This is a genomic window from Mycolicibacterium litorale, assembly GCF_010731695.1.
Taxonomy (GTDB): Bacteria; Actinomycetota; Actinomycetes; order Mycobacteriales; family Mycobacteriaceae; genus Mycobacterium; species Mycobacterium litorale.
In genome coordinates this window covers 3298724-3313559 of record NZ_AP022586.1, presented here as the reverse complement: position 1 = coordinate 3313559, position 14836 = coordinate 3298724, and the positions used below count along the sequence as shown (strand labels likewise).

Below are 14836 nucleotides of genomic sequence, written 5' to 3'. Positions count from 1 at the left end.
CCCGCCGAAAGGCGTCGGCTGAGCAGGGTATTACGTATTTGGCAGCGCAGGGCCGTACCGGTCAGCCCGTGACGTAGACCTTGCGCAGGGTCTCGGTGACGGTCCAGACGGTCTTGGCGCCCGCCTCGATGCGAGCCACGTCACCGGGGCCCAACTCCAGTGCGCGACTGCCGTCGGCGAACTCGACCCGCGCGGAACCGCTGAGCACGACGAAGACCTCGTCGGCCTCGAGATCGCGCATGCCGCCGGTGCTCATCTCCCATACGCCGACCTCGATGCCGTTGAGTTCGGTGAGCACTTCCAGCGCCGTGGTGGGGGCGCCGTCGACGATCTGCCTGGCCGGAACCGGCTTGTGGTCGAGGTCGAGGGCGGCGGCGTGGACGACGGAGTTGGGGCGCATCGGGACAGTATGGGCACGGTCGGTGCTGCGCGAGCGTGCGCAGACGGTCGGTTTCTCGCGGCGTGTCGGGGTGCAAACGTGCACGCTCGCGGAAACGGGATGCGCGGGCGGCATTACAGGTCTTGTGCGGTTGTCGCCGAAGGTGTAACACTGCGGATATGCCCGACACGCACGTCGTCACCAACCAGGTCCCTCTGCTCGAGGACCACAACCCGGCCACCTCGACCGTTCTCATGGAGGCGCTGATCCGCGAAGGGGGGCAGTGGGGCGTCGACGAGGTCGTCGAGCTGGGTGCGTTGGCCGGAAGCGCGCAGGCCCAGCGCTGGGGCGAACTCGCCGACCGCAACCGGCCCGTCCTCCACACCCACGACCGGTTCGGCCACCGCGTCGACGAGATCGAGTTCGACCCCGCCTACCACGAACTGATGCGCACCGCGATCGGCCACGGCCTGCACGCCGCGCCGTGGGCCGACGACCGCCCCGGCGCCCACGTCGTCCGCGCGGCCAAGACATCGGTGTGGACCCCGGAGCCGGGTCACATCTGTCCGATCTCGATGACCTACGCCGTCGTCCCGGCGCTGCGCGTCAACCCCGAACTCGCCACCGTTTACGAACCCCTGCTGACCAGCCGTGTGTACGACCCGGAACTCAAGGTGCCCGCCACCAAGGCCGGCATCACCGCGGGGATGTCGATGACCGAGAAGCAGGGCGGCTCCGACGTGCGCGCCGGCACCACTCAGGCGGTGCCGAACGGGGACGGCACCTACTCGCTGACCGGGCACAAATGGTTCACCTCGGCGCCGATGTGCGACATCTTCCTGGTGCTCGCGCAGGCGCCCGGCGGCCTGTCGTGCTTCTTCCTGCCGCGCGTCCTGCCCGACGGCACCCGCAACCGGATGCTGTTGCAGCGCCTCAAGGACAAGCTCGGCAACCACGCCAACGCCTCCAGCGAGGTCGAATACGACGGCGCCACCGCGTGGCTGGTCGGCGAGGAGGGCCGCGGCGTGCCGACGATCATCGAGATGGTCAACCTCACCCGCCTCGACTGCACGCTGGGCAGCGCGACGAGCATGCGCAGCGGGCTGACCCGCGCGATCCACCACGCGCAGCACCGCAAGGCGTTCGGCGCGTACCTGATCGACCAGCCGTTGATGCGCAACGTGCTGGCCGACCTCGCCGTCGAGGCCGAGGCCGCCACCATGGTCGCGTTCCGGATGGCCGGCGCCACCGACCGCGCCGTGCGCGGCGACGACCGCGAAGCGCTGCTGCGGCGCATCGGGCTGGCCTCCGCGAAGTACTGGGTGTGCAAACGCGCCACCCCGCACGCCGCCGAGGCGATGGAGTGCCTCGGCGGTAACGGCTACGTCGAGGATTCGGGGATGCCGCGGCTCTACCGCGAGGCGCCGCTCATGGGCATCTGGGAGGGCTCCGGCAACGTCAGTGCGCTGGACACGTTGCGCGCCATGGTGACTCGGCCCGACAGTGTCGAGGTGCTGTTCGACGAGCTCGCGCAGGTCTCCGGCGACGACCCCCGGCTCGGCGTGCACGTCGACGAGCTCAAGCAGGCGCTCGGCGACGTCGAGACCATCCAGTACCGGGCCCGCAAGGTCGCCGAGGACATCTGCCTGGCGCTGCAGGGTGCGCTGCTGGTCCGCCATGGACATCCGGCGGTGGCCGAGGCTTTCCTGGCCACCCGGTTGGACCGCCGGTGGGGCGGCGCGTTCGGGACGCTGCCCGTCGGCTTGGACCTCGACTCGATCCTCGACCGCGCGCTGGTGACGGCGTGATCGGTCTGCGCGAGCGTGCGCAATGCAGCTGTGGCGGGGGCGTGTCGTGTGTGGACACGCACGCTCGCGGGAGAGGGTGATGGCGTGACGCACGCGATCAGACCTGTCGACTTCGACAATCTCAAGACGATGACCTACGAGGTCACCGGCCGGGTTGCCCGCATCACCTTCAACCGGCCGGAGAAGGGCAACGCGATCGTCGCCGACACCCCGCTGGAGTTGTCGGCGCTCGTCGAACGCGCTGACCTCGACCCGAACGTCCACGTGATCCTGGTGTCCGGCCGCGGCGAGGGGTTCTGCGCCGGTTTCGACCTGAGCGCCTACGCCGAGGGATCGTCGTCGGCCGGCGGCGGCAGCCCCTATCGCGACACGGTGCTGTCGGGACGCACGCAGGCCGTCAACCACCTGCCGGATCAGCCGTGGGATCCGATGATCGACTACCAGATGATGAGCCGCTTCGTCCGCGGCTTCTCCAGCCTGCTGCACTGCGACAAGCCGACGGTGGTGAAGATCCATGGCTACTGCGTGGCCGGCGGCACCGACATCGCGCTGCACGCCGACCAGGTGATCGCCGCCGCGGACGCCAAGATCGGCTACCCGCCCACCCGCGTGTGGGGGGTGCCCGCCGCCGGGATGTGGGCGCACCGACTCGGTGACCAACGCGCCAAACGCCTTCTGCTGACCGGGGATTGCCTCACCGGCAAGCAGGCCGCCGAATGGGGGCTGGCCGTCGAGGCGCCCGAACCCGAAGATCTCGACGAACGCACCGAACGACTCGTCGAGCGCATCGCCGCGGTACCGGTCAACCAGCTGATCATGGTCAAGCTCGCGATGAATTCGGCGCTGCTGCAACAGGGCGTGGCCACCAGCAGGATGGTCAGCACCGTGTTCGACGGCATCGCCCGCCACACCCCTGAGGGTCACGCGTTCGTCGCGCAGTCGCGGGAGCACGGGTTCCGCGAAGCGGTGCGGCAGCGCGACGAACCGTTCGGCGACCACGGCCGCCGCGCCTCCGGGGTGTAACCGTGCGATTGACGGCGCGCTCGGTGGTGCTGTCGGTCCTGCTCGGCGCACACCCCGCCTGGGCCACCGCAAGCCAACTTATCCGGCTCACCGCCGATTTCGACATCCGCGAATCCACTGTGCGGGTGGCGCTGACGCGGATGGTCGGCGCCGGCGACCTGGTGCGCTCCGCGGACGGCTACCGGCTCTCCGACCGGCTGCTGGCCCGTCAGCGCCGCCAGGACGACGCCATCAACCCGCGGACGCGCCGGTGGGACGGCACCTGGACCACGCTGGTCATCACCAGCGTCGGCACCGACGCGCGCACTCGGGCCGCGCTTCGGAATACGTTGCAAGACAACCGCTTCGGTGAACTCCGCGAAGGTGTCTGGCTGCGCCCGGACAACCTCGACGCCGCCCTGCCCGAGGAGGTCACCGAACGCGTACGGGTACTGCACGCCCGCGACGACGACGCGGCGGGTCTGGCCGGCCGGCTCTGGGATCTGCCCGGCTGGGCCGACCGCGGCCACCGATTGCTCGACGACATCGCCGGGGCGCGCGACATCCCGGCCCGCTTCCTCACCGCCGCCGCGATCGTGCGCCACCTGCTCACCGATCCCGTGCTTCCCGCCGAACTGCTGCCCGACGACTGGCCCGGCGACGAATTGCGCACGGCCTACACCGCATTCGCCGCCGAACTCGTCGAGCGGCGCGACGATCAACTACGCGATACCCAACTCATGGAGGCGACATGACAGAACCGGTTCGCGTCGAACGCAACGGCGCGGTGACCACCGTCATCATCGACCGGCCCGACGCGCGCAACGCGGTCAACCGCCCCACCGCCGATGCGCTGTACCAGGCGTTCGACGACTTCGACCGCGACGACACCGCATCGGTCGCGGTGCTGTGGGGCGACCACGGCACCTTCTGCGCCGGCGCCGACCTCAAGGCGTTCGGCACCCCCGACGCCAATGCCGTGCACCGCACCGGCCCCGGGCCGATGGGCCCCACGCGGATGGTGCTCTCCAAACCCGTGATCGCGGCGATCAGCGGATACGCGGTCGCCGGCGGACTCGAACTTGCCCTGTGGTGCGATCTGCGGGTCGTCGAAGAGGACGCGGTGCTCGGCGTGTTCTGCCGCCGCTGGGGCGTGCCGCTGATCGACGGCGGCACCGTGCGGCTGCCGCGACTGATCGGGCAGAGCCGGGCGATGGACCTGATCCTGACCGGCCGCGCCGTCGACGCCGCCGAGGCGCACGCCATCGGCCTGGCCAACCGCGTGGTGCCCCGAGGCCAGGCGCGTCAGCAGGCCGAGGAGTTGGCGGCCGAGATCGCCCGATTCCCGCAGCAGTGCATGCGCTCCGACCGGCTCTCGGCGCTGGGCCAGTGGGGCCTACCGGAGGCCGACGCGATCGATCGCGAGTTCGCCAGCATCTCCCGGGTCAAAGACGAGGCGCTCGAGGGCGCGGGCCGCTTCGCCGCCGGGGCGGGCCGGCACGGCTCGAAGGCCTGAGTCAGCCCTTGGTGATCTTGTTGTTGCTGCCGAGGTCGTCGATCTTGGGATCGCCGTCGGAGTAGGTGATCGTGTTGTTCAGCCCGACGACCGTGATCTCCTTGTCGACCCGCTCGAACGTGATCGTGTTGTCGGTGCCGCCGATGTTGACGTTGGCGCACGTCCCGGTCACCGTCAGCTTGTTGTTGGACCCGCCGACGTTGAGTGCCTTGCCGTCCGCGCAGTCGACGTCGGCGGTGGTGCCGACCGAGCCGTAGTTGATCGTGTTGCCGATCTCCACCTGCGCGCCCGACGAGCCCGCCGTCGCGGTCGGTGTGTTGGTGTCCGAGCTCTCCGAGCCGCACCCGGCCAGGCCGAACGCGGCGGCCACCGACAGCGTCACGAACGCGGTGCGAACGAGGGGATAAGCGGGCATCGCTTCTCGCTTTCCGATCATCGGACGGTCAGGCGGGCACCCGGTTGATCCGGTTCGTCATGCCCAGTTCGCGGCCGCGGTCCCACACGAAGGGATTGCCGTTCTTGTACATGACGGTCTGGTCCCAGCCGTAGACGGTGATGTCGTTGACCACGTTGTCGGCGACCACGATGTTTCCGGACCCCTGCATCGTCACCGCCCAGCAGCTGCCCAGCGCGAACACCTGGTTGTTGTTGCCGTTGACGTGCAGCGTGGCGTTGCGGCAGTCGATGGTCTGCTGCACGCCGGTGCCGGTGATGTGGGTGTCGCCGTTCACGGCGTGCGCGCTCGGCGCGGACACGGCCGCCGCGACGAACAGTGCGGCGGCGCCCATCGCCGCGCAACGGGTTGTGGCGATCGATCGCACCGTCGTGTCCCTTCGTCGCGCCGACCTGATGGGAAGCAAGCCTACGTGGCCCGGCCGCGGCCGCGGCGGCCTTCCGCGGGTTCGGGCATCCGGAGCCGATGTCTGCACCGGTCGCTGAACTCGCCGTGGCTGGGTACCCTCTCAGCGATGCGTCGGCGTGTCAGCGTTCTTGCCGGGATGGCCACCGCGGCGGTCACCGTGATGGTGACCGTCGGGGGATGTGCGCAGTCCGTGTCCGGCACCGCCCTTCCCGCACAGTCGGCCGCCGTCCCCGATCCCGAGCGGGACTACGGCTACGTCGACAACCGCTGCGGTCTGCTCGAGGATTCGACGGTCTCCGAGACACTGGGCGCCGACGAGGTCGTGCGGCCCTACAGCGGTGCGGTGTGTCAGTACGTCCTCGCCCGCGGTCCGGTGATGGTCGACGTGACCTTCTCCTGGTTCGACACCGGCACCCTCGACCGGGAACGTGCCGTGGCGGCCTCGCGCGGGGCCGAGGTGAGCGACACCGTCGTCGAGCGGCACCCGGCGTTCCTGGCGCGCCGGTCGACCACCGGCGCGGCGTGCTCGGCCACCGCGGCCGCCGGTTCCGGAGTGCTCAGCTGGTGGGTCCAGTACCGCGGCCAGCAGTCCGGTGACCCCTGCGTGGATGCGGAGAAGCTCTTGTCGGCCACCCTCTCGTCGGACCTGTGATGACGCCATGAAACGAATCCTCGCCAGTGCCGCGGCGCTGACCGCCCTGCTGCTGGCCGGTTGCGGCGGACCCGACCCGCAGCCGACCGCACCGCAGGCCGGCCCGCCCACCGGAGCCTTCCGCGGCGACGACTGCAACGGCGTCACCGACGCCGACATCGTCAAGGCCGCGGGCACGTCGGTGTTCAAGAAGGTCGTCGACAGTGACGCGGGCTGCTTCTGGCAGGAGGACACCATGCTGGGCACCTTCGGTGCCGGGATGGGCATCTCCACGTGGTGGTACCGCGGCAGCGACATGGACGTGGAACGCGAACTCGAACAGCAGGCCGGTCGCAAGATCACTGAACTGTCGCTCGACGGCAACAAGGGTTTCAAGGCCGCCGACACCAGCGCCTGCAGCATCTACGTGGCCAAGGGCGGCGACGTGATCACCTGGTCGATCCAGACCATGAACTCGGCCATGCTGCCCGATCTGTGCTCGATCACCGAACGTCTCGCGCAACTCAGCCAACAGCGCGTGAACTGACCCGCCGTAGGGTGAGGGTCTGTGCCGGCCGGTTTCGGGCCGGGCGACGACGAAGGGTGAACAGGACATGCCGGCTCCACCGGGTCCGCGGCCACTGGGCGGCCGGACGCGCCCTGCCGCCAAGACGACCCGGCTGAGCCGCGAGTCGATCGTCAACGCCGCGCTGACCTTCCTCGACCGCGAGGGCTGGGACGCGCTCACCATCAACGCGCTGGCCACTCAGCTCGGCACCAAGGGGCCGTCGCTGTACAACCACGTGCACAGCCTCGACGACCTGCGGCGCACCGTGCGGATGCGGGTGGTCGGCGACATCATCGCGATGCTCAACACCGTCGGGCAGGGTCGCACCCGCGACGACGCCGTGATGGCGATGGCCAGTGCCTACCGCAGCTACGCCCACCACCATCCGGGCCGCTACTCCGCGTTCACCCGGATGCCGCTGGGCGGCGACGACCCCGAGTTCACCGACGCCACCCGCGCGGCGGCCACCCCGGTGATCGAGGTGCTGGCCTCGTACGGCCTCGAAGGAGAGGACGCCTTCTACGCCGCACTCGAGTTCTGGTCGGCCATGCACGGCTTCGTGCTGCTGGAGATGACCGGGGTGATGAACGGCCTCGACACCGACGCGGTGTTCACCGACATGGTGCTGCGCCTGGCCTCGGGGATGGAACGCCGCTCCGGCGGCGTGGGCGCTGACCTGCACTAAGCGCCGGTCAGCGCGCTGCGCGTCGCGGGCGCAACGACTTTTGGAGCGACGGGGCCACCCTGGTATTGTGGGGGATCGTGCCTGGCCGTCGAGGCGCATGCGACGGGGTGCAAACCAGACAGCATGCCCACATGCCGGGCCAATTCGCATGTCTACCACGCAGCGGAACGGCTTCGAGGTGTGCGCGTGCGACACGCCCGGACGCGGGGTAAGCGACCGGGGTGAAACAGCAGTACAGAGACTTGACGCAGTACACAACGACGCAGAACAACGACGCAGAACAACGACGCAGAACAACGACGCAGAACAACGAAACAGAAGCAACACAGAAAGCCGGTACATGCCAACCATCAACCAGCTGGTCCGCAAGGGTCGCCGCGACAAGATCGCCAAGGTGAAGACCGCGGCCCTCAAGGGCAGCCCGCAGCGTCGCGGCGTGTGCACCCGCGTGTACACGACCACCCCGAAGAAGCCGAACTCGGCGCTTCGCAAGGTCGCGCGCGTGAAGCTGACCAGCCAGGTCGAGGTCACCGCCTACATCCCCGGTGAGGGCCACAACCTGCAGGAGCACTCCATGGTGCTGGTGCGTGGTGGTCGTGTGAAGGACCTCCCCGGTGTGCGTTACAAGATCATCCGCGGTTCGCTCGACACCCAGGGTGTGAAGAACCGCAAGCAAGCGCGCAGCCGCTACGGCGCCAAGAAGGAGAAGAGCTGATGCCGCGCAAGGGCCCCGCACCCAAGCGTCCGCTGGTCAACGATCCGGTCTACGGGTCGCAGCTGGTCACCCAGCTGGTCAACAAAGTGCTGCTGGACGGGAAGAAATCGCTGGCCGAACGCATTGTTTATGGTGCGCTCGAACAGGCCCGTGACAAGACGGGCACCGATCCGGTGGTCACCCTGAAGCGCGCTCTCGACAACGTCAAGCCCGCCCTCGAGGTGCGCAGCCGCCGCGTCGGTGGCGCCACCTATCAGGTGCCGGTCGAGGTTCGTCCCGATCGTTCCGTGACGCTGGCCCTGCGGTGGCTGGTGAGCTTCTCGAAGGCGCGTCGGGAGAAGACCATGATCGAGCGTCTGGCCAACGAGATCCTCGACGCCAGCAATGGCCTGGGTGCCGCCGTCAAACGGCGTGAGGACACCCACAAGATGGCCGAGGCCAACCGCGCCTTCGCGCACTACCGCTGGTGATCACCGCGCCGGCTGCAGGGTAGCCGCCGGCGTGTGCGGCAACGGCTGACAACAGCAATCGAGCAAGCGAGAGTGGGAAGACTTCTGTGGCACAGAAGGACGTGTTGACCGACCTGAACAAGGTCCGCAACATCGGAATCATGGCGCACATCGACGCCGGTAAGACGACGACGACCGAGCGCATCCTCTACTACACCGGTATCAGCTACAAGATCGGTGAGGTTCACGATGGCGCGGCCACCATGGACTGGATGGAGCAGGAGCAGGAGCGGGGGATCACCATCACCTCCGCCGCGACGACGTGCTTCTGGAACGACAACCAGATCAACCTGATCGACACCCCCGGGCACGTCGACTTCACCGTCGAGGTGGAGCGCAGCCTGCGCGTGCTCGACGGTGCCGTCGCCGTCTTCGACGGCAAAGAAGGTGTCGAGCCGCAGTCCGAGCAGGTCTGGCGGCAGGCGGACAAGTACAACGTCCCGCGCATCTGCTTCGTCAACAAGATGGACAAGCTCGGCGCGGACTTCTACTTCTCCGTGCGCACCATGGAGGAGCGCCTCGGCGCCAACGTCATCCCGATCCAGCTGCCGATCGGCGCCGAGGGCGACTTCGCCGGCGTTGTCGACCTGGTCGAGATGAAGGCCAAGGTATGGAGCGCCGAGGCCAAGCTCGGTGAGAAGTACGACGTCATCGACATCCCGGCCGATCTGGCCGAGCGTGCCGAGGAGTACCGCCTCAAGCTGATCGAGGCGGCCGCCGAGACCGACGAGGCGCTGCTCGAGAAGTACCTCGGCGGCGAAGAGCTCTCGATCGACGAGATCAAGGGTGCGCTGCGCAAGCTGACCATCAGCTCCGAGGCCTACCTGGTGCTGTGCGGCAGCGCGTTCAAGAACAAGGGCGTGCAGCCCATGCTGGACGCCGTCATCGACTACCTGCCGTCGCCGCTGGACGTCCCGCCCGCCGAAGGCCACGTGCCCGGCAAGGAAGACGAGCTGATCACGCGCAACCCGTCGGTCGACGAGCCGTTCTCGGCGCTGGCCTTCAAGGTCGCCACGCACCCGTTCTTCGGCAAGCTGACCTACGTGCGCGTCTACTCGGGCACCGTGGAATCCGGCAGCCAGGTCATCAACGCCACCAAGGGCAAGAAGGAACGGCTGGGCAAGCTGTTCCAGATGCACTCCAACAAGGAGAACCCGGTGGAGCGGGCCTCGGCCGGCCACATCTACGCCGTGATCGGGCTGAAGGACACCACCACCGGTGACACCCTGAGCGATCCGAACCAGCAGATCGTGCTCGAGTCGATGACCTTCCCCGATCCGGTGATCGAGGTGGCCATCGAGCCCAAGACCAAGAGCGACCAGGAGAAGCTCGGCACAGCGATCCAGAAGCTGGCCGAAGAGGATCCGACGTTCAAGGTCCACCAGGACGACGAGACCGGCCAGACCGTCATCGGCGGTATGGGCGAGCTCCACCTCGACATCCTGGTCGACCGCATGCGCCGCGAGTTCAAGGTCGAGGCCAACGTCGGCAAGCCGCAGGTCGCCTACCGCGAGACCATCCGCCGTCCGGTGGAAAAGGTCGAGTTCACCCACAAGAAGCAGACGGGTGGCTCCGGCCAGTTCGCGAAGGTCATCATCAACCTCGAGCCGTTCCACGGCGAGGACGGTGCGACCTACGAGTTCGAGAACAAGGTCACCGGTGGCCGCATCCCGCGCGAGTACATTCCGTCGGTGGATGCCGGTGCGCAGGACGCCATGCAGTACGGCGTGCTCGCCGGCTACCCGCTGGTGAACATCAAGGTGACCCTGCTCGACGGCGCCTACCACGAGGTCGACTCCTCGGAAATGGCGTTCAAGGTCGCCGGTTCGCAGGCACTGAAGAAGGCCGCCCAGGCGGCTCAGCCGGTGATCCTCGAACCCATCATGGCTGTCGAGGTGACCACACCCGAGGACTACATGGGTGACGTCATCGGCGACTTGAACTCCCGCCGTGGTCAGATCCAGGCCATGGAGGAGCGGGCCGGTGCGCGCGTCGTCAAGGCGCAAGTGCCGCTGTCGGAGATGTTCGGCTACGTCGGCGACCTTCGGTCGAAGACCCAGGGCCGGGCGAACTACTCCATGGTGTTCGACTCGTACGCCGAGGTTCCGGCGAACGTGTCGAAGGAGATCATCGCGAAGGCGACCGGCCAGTAAGGCCGGTGGCCCTCGGGCCACACAACTGAAGAAACTCACCCCTGCTGTAACAAGCACCAACAAGTCCAGGAGGACACACAAGTGGCGAAGGCGAAGTTCGAGCGGACGAAGCCGCACGTCAACATCGGGACCATCGGTCACGTTGACCACGGCAAGACCACGCTGACCGCGGCTATCACCAAGGTTCTGCACGACAAATACCCCGAGTTGAACGAGTCGCGCGCATTCGACCAGATCGACAATGCGCCTGAGGAGCGTCAGCGCGGCATCACGATCAACATCTCCCACGTGGAGTACCAGACCGAGAAGCGTCACTACGCGCACGTCGACGCCCCCGGTCACGCCGACTACATCAAGAACATGATCACCGGTGCCGCCCAGATGGACGGCGCGATCCTGGTGGTCGCCGCGACCGACGGCCCGATGCCGCAGACCCGCGAGCACGTGCTGCTGGCCCGCCAGGTCGGCGTGCCCTACATCCTGGTCGCGCTGAACAAGTCGGACGCGGTCGACGACGAGGAGCTCATCGAGCTCGTCGAGATGGAGGTCCGCGAACTGCTGGCCGCCCAGGACTTCGACGAGGACGCCCCGGTCGTGCGCGTCTCGGCGCTCAAGGCGCTCGAGGGTGACGAGAAGTGGGTCAAGTCCGTCGAGGAGCTCATGGACGCGGTCGACGAGTCGATCCCGGACCCGGTCCGCGACACCGACCGTCCGTTCCTGATGCCCGTCGAGGACGTCTTCACGATCACCGGCCGCGGCACCGTGGTCACCGGTCGTGTGGAGCGCGGCGTGGTCAACGTGAACGAGGAAGTCGAGATCGTCGGCATCCGCCCCGGCACCACCAAGACCACGGTCACCGGTGTCGAGATGTTCCGCAAGCTGCTCGACCAGGGCCAGGCCGGCGACAACGTCGGTCTGCTGCTGCGCGGTATCAAGCGTGAGGACGTCGAGCGCGGCCAGGTCGTCGTGAAGCCCGGCACCACCACCCCGCACACCGAGTTCGACGGCCAGGTCTACATCCTGTCCAAGGACGAGGGTGGCCGCCACACGCCGTTCTTCAACAACTACCGTCCGCAGTTCTACTTCCGCACCACGGACGTGACCGGCGTCGTGACCCTCCCCGAGGGCACCGAGATGGTGATGCCCGGTGACAACACCGACATCTCCGTCAAGCTGATCCAGCCCGTCGCCATGGACGAGGGCCTGCGGTTCGCCATCCGTGAGGGTGGCCGTACCGTCGGCGCCGGCCGCGTGACGAAGATCCACAAGTAAGTCGATACGCCGAAGCGGCGCCCACCCCTCGGGGTGGGCGCCGTTTTGCTTGCCTGTAACACCCGCGCCCGCCGGGCCGATGTTCACCGCAGTGGTCGAGGAAGGGTTGGGGTTCGTGTTTCGTCGTCTTCGCGCATTGGCCGGTGCAGTCGCCGTCGGTGGGGTCGCTCTTGTCGGGTTGGCCGGCACCGCGCAGGCCCAGCCGCAGTGCCCCGACGTTCACTGGATCGGGGCCGCCGGCTCCGGTGAGCGGGGCGCCGAGGTCTCGATGAACGACGGGATGGGCCGCGTGGTCGCCCGCTCGCGCGCCGACCTCGAGCAGCTGCTCGCCCGCGACGGTCGCACCATGACGTCCGAGGCGGTGGTGTACCCCGCGACCGAGGTCCCCGAGGACGGCGGGATCATGGACTGGGCCGGTTTCATCAGCAGCGTCGACGCCGGCACCTCGGCCCTGGCCACCCAGTACGCGACATTCGTGCAGCAGTGCCCGACCACCAAGGTGGTGCTCGCCGGCTACTCGCAGGGCGCGATGGTCGTCCACCGCAATCTGCACGCCCTCGGCGCCAGCCCGAACCTGGCCGGCGCGCTGCTGATCGCCGACGGCGACCGGCTGCCCACCGACCCGACGCTCAACCTCGGCTCGGTCACCACGGTGCCCGGCGCAGGCAAGGGCGTCGCCCAGGACTGGCCGATCCTCGCGCACGCGCCGGCCCCGCTGCCCCCGCACGTGGGGGCCCGCACGATCAGCGTGTGCGATCTCGGCGACGCGGTCTGCGACTACGACCCCGACGCCGAGGAAGTGACGGCGACCGGGGTGGCCGTGCACACCAGCTACGCCCGGGCCGCCGGCGGCGGATACACCTGGACCGCGCCGCTGTACCAGTTGCTCGGCCCGGCGCCCACCGCCGACACGATCGCCGTCGCCGCCGGCTGAGGTTTCCCACTTTTCCCGGGCCTCGCGTCCCAGGTTGCGGCTAGTCTGTGTTCGCCCGCGCGAACCACAGGAGCCTGGCCATGTCGACTTTCTGGCGCTACATCCGCATTCAGCTGTTCGTCCTGCTGTGCGGCATCGTCGGCCCGATCTTCCTCGCCATCTACTTCCTGGCCGGACCCGATCCGATGATGGAGTGGATGTTCTGGACCGGGCTGCTGATCACCGCGGCCGATGTGCTGATCGCGTTGGGCATCACCGCGTTCGGCGCCCACTCCGCGGCGAAGACCGCGGAACTCGAGGCGCGCGGCGTGCTGGGGCTGGCCCAGATCACCGCCGTCCACGACACCAACACCCGGATCAACGAACAGCCGCTGGTCAAACTGGACCTGCAGATCAGCGGACCCGGCCTGACACCGTTCACCGCGCAGGATCGCGTGGTGGCGACGGTCTCCCGGCTGCCCCTGATCACCAACCGCAAGCTCGTCGTCATCGTGGACCCCGCCACGAACGAGTACCAGATCGACTGGGACAGAAGCGCACTGGTCGGCGGACTGATGCCTGCGACGTTCACGGTGTCCGAGGACAACCAGACCTACGACCTCACCGGCCAGGCCGGCCCGCTGCTCGAGATCCTGCAGATCCTCAAGACGCACGGCATCGGCATGGACAACATGATCGACCTGCGCGCGAATCCGACTGCCCGACAACATGTTCAGGCGGTCGTGCGCCAGGCCGCCAGGCAGATGCCCGCGCCGGCCGCGATGGCGCCGAGCGCACCGATGAGCGCGCCGACGGGTCCCTCGACCGCGCAGCGCCTGCAGGAACTCGAGACGCTGCGCGCGACCGGTGCGATCACCGACGCCGAATACACCGCCAAGCGTCAGCAGATCATCGAAGCGCTGTAGCTAGGGGCCGGGCACCACGAGTACGGGACGGTGCGCCGAACGCAGCGTCGCGCGCGCGACGCTGCCAAGCAGCACCTGGCGCACCGCGGACTGTCCGCGGGAACCCACCGCGACGACCGCGGCTCTGCGGTGCGCGGCGAACGCGGTCAGCGCATCGGCGACCGCGCCCTCCTTGGCACCCGAAGGGGCGTCGAGGTGTTCGATGGTCACGCCGTCCGGCGGGGTCTCGGCGACACCCTGCCCGATCGACGCCGCGACGATCTGACGAGCGGGGAAGAGGTGTTGCGCGGCGGCCAGCGCGGTCCTCGCCCCGCCCGAACCGTCCCAGCCGACGACGACGGGACCCTCGGCCAGCGCGTCGTACTCGTCGGCCAGCATCGGCGCGGGAGCCACCAGCGTCGGGCGGGACGCGTAGTGCACGGCGGTGTCCGAGACGCTGCCCATGATGGCCTGCGCGCCGCCGAGCCCGCGGGAGCCGACCAACACCAGATCGGCGGCCACCTGCTCGGCGAGTTGGGCCAGCACCAGACCCTCGCCGCCGAAGGTCTGCTTCACGAGCGGCTCGGCGTCGAGGCCGGCGGCCCGGGCCAGGGTGGTCCCGGTGCTCGCGAGGCGCTGGGCCTCCCGTTCACCTTCGAGTTCGGTCCGCTCGACCAGTTCGCTTGCGCTGCCCACACTCGCGCGCAGGCGCCTGCGCAACGGCTCGCTGGCGAAGGGAGGTGTCCACAGGTGCGCCACCCAGGCGTGGGCTTGCGGGAGCAGCCGCCCGGCCACCTCGATTGCGGCGGTCGCGGCCGGTGAGCCGTCGAATCCGATGAGCACGCCAATGGGCATGGCTGAACCTCCCTTGATTTCGACCGATGGTATGCGCCCGAAGCCGGGCGGTCACGCAGCGTT

The 14836-nt window shown here is 68.5% G+C and carries 17 protein-coding genes; 13 read left to right on the top strand and 4 right to left on the bottom strand.

Annotation, left to right across the window (positions count from 1 at the left end):
- Window positions 1-61: 61 nt before the first annotated feature.
- Window positions 62-400, bottom strand: a complete 339-nt coding sequence (locus tag G6N30_RS15805; RefSeq protein ID WP_134054344.1) for a cupin domain-containing protein — start codon at window positions 398-400, stop codon at window positions 62-64.
- A 158-nt stretch (window positions 401-558) separates the two neighbouring features.
- Between G6N30_RS15805 and G6N30_RS15800 the strand changes: the two genes are divergently transcribed.
- The 4 genes from G6N30_RS15800 to G6N30_RS15785 all read left to right on the top strand — a co-directional run bounded on the left by G6N30_RS15800 (window position 559) and on the right by G6N30_RS15785 (window position 4705).
- Window positions 559-2187 (top strand): acyl-CoA dehydrogenase family protein, encoded by a 1629-nt coding sequence (locus G6N30_RS15800; protein ID WP_134054342.1) that lies wholly within the window; start codon window positions 559-561, stop codon window positions 2185-2187.
- Window positions 2188-2271: 84 nt separating this feature from the next.
- On the top strand, window positions 2272-3210 hold the full coding sequence (locus G6N30_RS15795; protein ID WP_134054340.1) for a crotonase/enoyl-CoA hydratase family protein: 939 nt from the start codon (window positions 2272-2274) through the stop codon (window positions 3208-3210).
- Between the two features lie 2 nt (window positions 3211-3212).
- On the top strand, window positions 3213-3944 hold the full coding sequence (locus tag G6N30_RS15790; protein ID WP_134054338.1) for a PaaX family transcriptional regulator C-terminal domain-containing protein: 732 nt from the start codon (window positions 3213-3215) through the stop codon (window positions 3942-3944).
- Window positions 3941-4705, top strand: a complete 765-nt coding sequence (locus tag G6N30_RS15785; protein ID WP_134054336.1) for a crotonase/enoyl-CoA hydratase family protein — start codon at window positions 3941-3943, stop codon at window positions 4703-4705. Before G6N30_RS15790 ends, G6N30_RS15785 begins: the two co-directional genes overlap by 4 nt.
- A 1-nt stretch (window position 4706) precedes the next feature.
- Here the strand turns inward: G6N30_RS15785 and G6N30_RS15780 are convergent, their stop codons facing one another.
- Together G6N30_RS15780 and G6N30_RS15775 are read right to left on the bottom strand one after the other, a co-directional pair.
- A complete protein-coding gene (locus G6N30_RS15780) occupies window positions 4707-5120 on the bottom strand; it encodes a DUF3060 domain-containing protein (RefSeq protein ID WP_134054334.1) in 414 nt (137 codons plus the stop codon).
- A gap of 28 nt (window positions 5121-5148) precedes the next feature.
- Entirely contained in the window at window positions 5149-5493 is a 345-nt protein-coding gene (locus G6N30_RS15775; RefSeq protein ID WP_179965640.1) for a DUF3060 domain-containing protein, read from the bottom strand.
- A 180-nt stretch (window positions 5494-5673) separates the two neighbouring features.
- On the opposite strand from G6N30_RS15775, the gene G6N30_RS15770 reads away from it, so the two are divergent.
- The 9 genes from G6N30_RS15770 (at window position 5674) to G6N30_RS15730 (ending at window position 13939) form a co-directional block, all read left to right on the top strand.
- On the top strand, window positions 5674-6219 hold the full coding sequence (locus G6N30_RS15770) for a DUF3558 domain-containing protein (RefSeq protein ID WP_166674589.1): 546 nt from the start codon (window positions 5674-5676) through the stop codon (window positions 6217-6219).
- A 7-nt stretch (window positions 6220-6226) separates the two neighbouring features.
- A complete protein-coding gene (locus G6N30_RS15765; RefSeq protein ID WP_134054330.1) occupies window positions 6227-6745 on the top strand; it encodes a DUF3558 domain-containing protein in 519 nt (172 codons plus the stop codon).
- A 67-nt stretch (window positions 6746-6812) separates the two neighbouring features.
- The gene (locus tag G6N30_RS15760; protein WP_134054328.1) at window positions 6813-7451 is read left to right on the top strand and encodes a TetR/AcrR family transcriptional regulator; all 639 of its coding nucleotides are present in this window, start codon (window positions 6813-6815) and stop codon (window positions 7449-7451) included.
- 340 nt (window positions 7452-7791) lie between these two features.
- Window positions 7792-8166, top strand: a complete 375-nt coding sequence (rpsL, locus tag G6N30_RS15755) for a 30S ribosomal protein S12 (protein ID WP_011558401.1) — start codon at window positions 7792-7794, stop codon at window positions 8164-8166.
- Entirely contained in the window at window positions 8166-8636 is a 471-nt protein-coding gene (gene rpsG, locus G6N30_RS15750; RefSeq protein ID WP_014209180.1) for a 30S ribosomal protein S7, read from the top strand. Before rpsL ends, rpsG begins: the two co-directional genes overlap by 1 nt.
- An 86-nt stretch (window positions 8637-8722) precedes the next feature.
- Window positions 8723-10828: an elongation factor G gene (gene fusA, locus G6N30_RS15745; protein ID WP_134054326.1), complete on the top strand. Its 2106-nt coding sequence runs from the start codon at window positions 8723-8725 to the stop codon at window positions 10826-10828.
- An 81-nt stretch (window positions 10829-10909) separates the two neighbouring features.
- On the top strand, window positions 10910-12100 hold the full coding sequence (tuf, locus tag G6N30_RS15740) for an elongation factor Tu (RefSeq protein WP_134054324.1): 1191 nt from the start codon (window positions 10910-10912) through the stop codon (window positions 12098-12100).
- 79 nt (window positions 12101-12179) lie between these two features.
- Window positions 12180-13034 (top strand): cutinase family protein, encoded by an 855-nt coding sequence (locus G6N30_RS15735; protein ID WP_134055328.1) that lies wholly within the window; start codon window positions 12180-12182, stop codon window positions 13032-13034.
- 80 nt (window positions 13035-13114) lie between these two features.
- Window positions 13115-13939 (top strand): SHOCT domain-containing protein, encoded by an 825-nt coding sequence (locus tag G6N30_RS15730; RefSeq protein ID WP_134054322.1) that lies wholly within the window; start codon window positions 13115-13117, stop codon window positions 13937-13939.
- On the opposite strand, the gene G6N30_RS15725 is transcribed toward G6N30_RS15730, so the two are convergent.
- Complete coding sequence (locus G6N30_RS15725; protein ID WP_134054320.1) at window positions 13940-14773, bottom strand: universal stress protein; 834 nt, start codon at window positions 14771-14773, stop codon at window positions 13940-13942.
- Window positions 14774-14836 lie beyond the last annotated feature (63 nt).

Coding starts and splice junctions, on each gene's coding strand:
- G6N30_RS15805 (WP_134054344.1), bottom strand. CDS start 400: ATGCGCCCCAACTCCGTCGTCCACGCCGCCGCCCTCGACCTCGACCAC.
- G6N30_RS15725 (WP_134054320.1), bottom strand. CDS start 14,773: ATGCCCATTGGCGTGCTCATCGGATTCGACGGCTCACCGGCCGCGACC.
- G6N30_RS15730 (WP_134054322.1), top strand. CDS start 13,115: ATGTCGACTTTCTGGCGCTACATCCGCATTCAGCTGTTCGTCCTGCTG.
- rpsL (WP_011558401.1), top strand. CDS start 7,792: ATGCCAACCATCAACCAGCTGGTCCGCAAGGGTCGCCGCGACAAGATC.
- G6N30_RS15770 (WP_166674589.1), top strand. CDS start 5,674: ATGCGTCGGCGTGTCAGCGTTCTTGCCGGGATGGCCACCGCGGCGGTC.
- G6N30_RS15735 (WP_134055328.1), top strand. CDS start 12,180: ATGTTCACCGCAGTGGTCGAGGAAGGGTTGGGGTTCGTGTTTCGTCGT.
- G6N30_RS15800 (WP_134054342.1), top strand. CDS start 559: ATGCCCGACACGCACGTCGTCACCAACCAGGTCCCTCTGCTCGAGGAC.
- G6N30_RS15785 (WP_134054336.1), top strand. CDS start 3,941: ATGACAGAACCGGTTCGCGTCGAACGCAACGGCGCGGTGACCACCGTC.
- G6N30_RS15765 (WP_134054330.1), top strand. CDS start 6,227: ATGAAACGAATCCTCGCCAGTGCCGCGGCGCTGACCGCCCTGCTGCTG.
- G6N30_RS15760 (WP_134054328.1), top strand. CDS start 6,813: ATGCCGGCTCCACCGGGTCCGCGGCCACTGGGCGGCCGGACGCGCCCT.
- G6N30_RS15775 (WP_179965640.1), bottom strand. CDS start 5,493: ATGGGCGCCGCCGCACTGTTCGTCGCGGCGGCCGTGTCCGCGCCGAGC.
- G6N30_RS15780 (WP_134054334.1), bottom strand. CDS start 5,120: ATGCCCGCTTATCCCCTCGTTCGCACCGCGTTCGTGACGCTGTCGGTG.
- rpsG (WP_014209180.1), top strand. CDS start 8,166: ATGCCGCGCAAGGGCCCCGCACCCAAGCGTCCGCTGGTCAACGATCCG.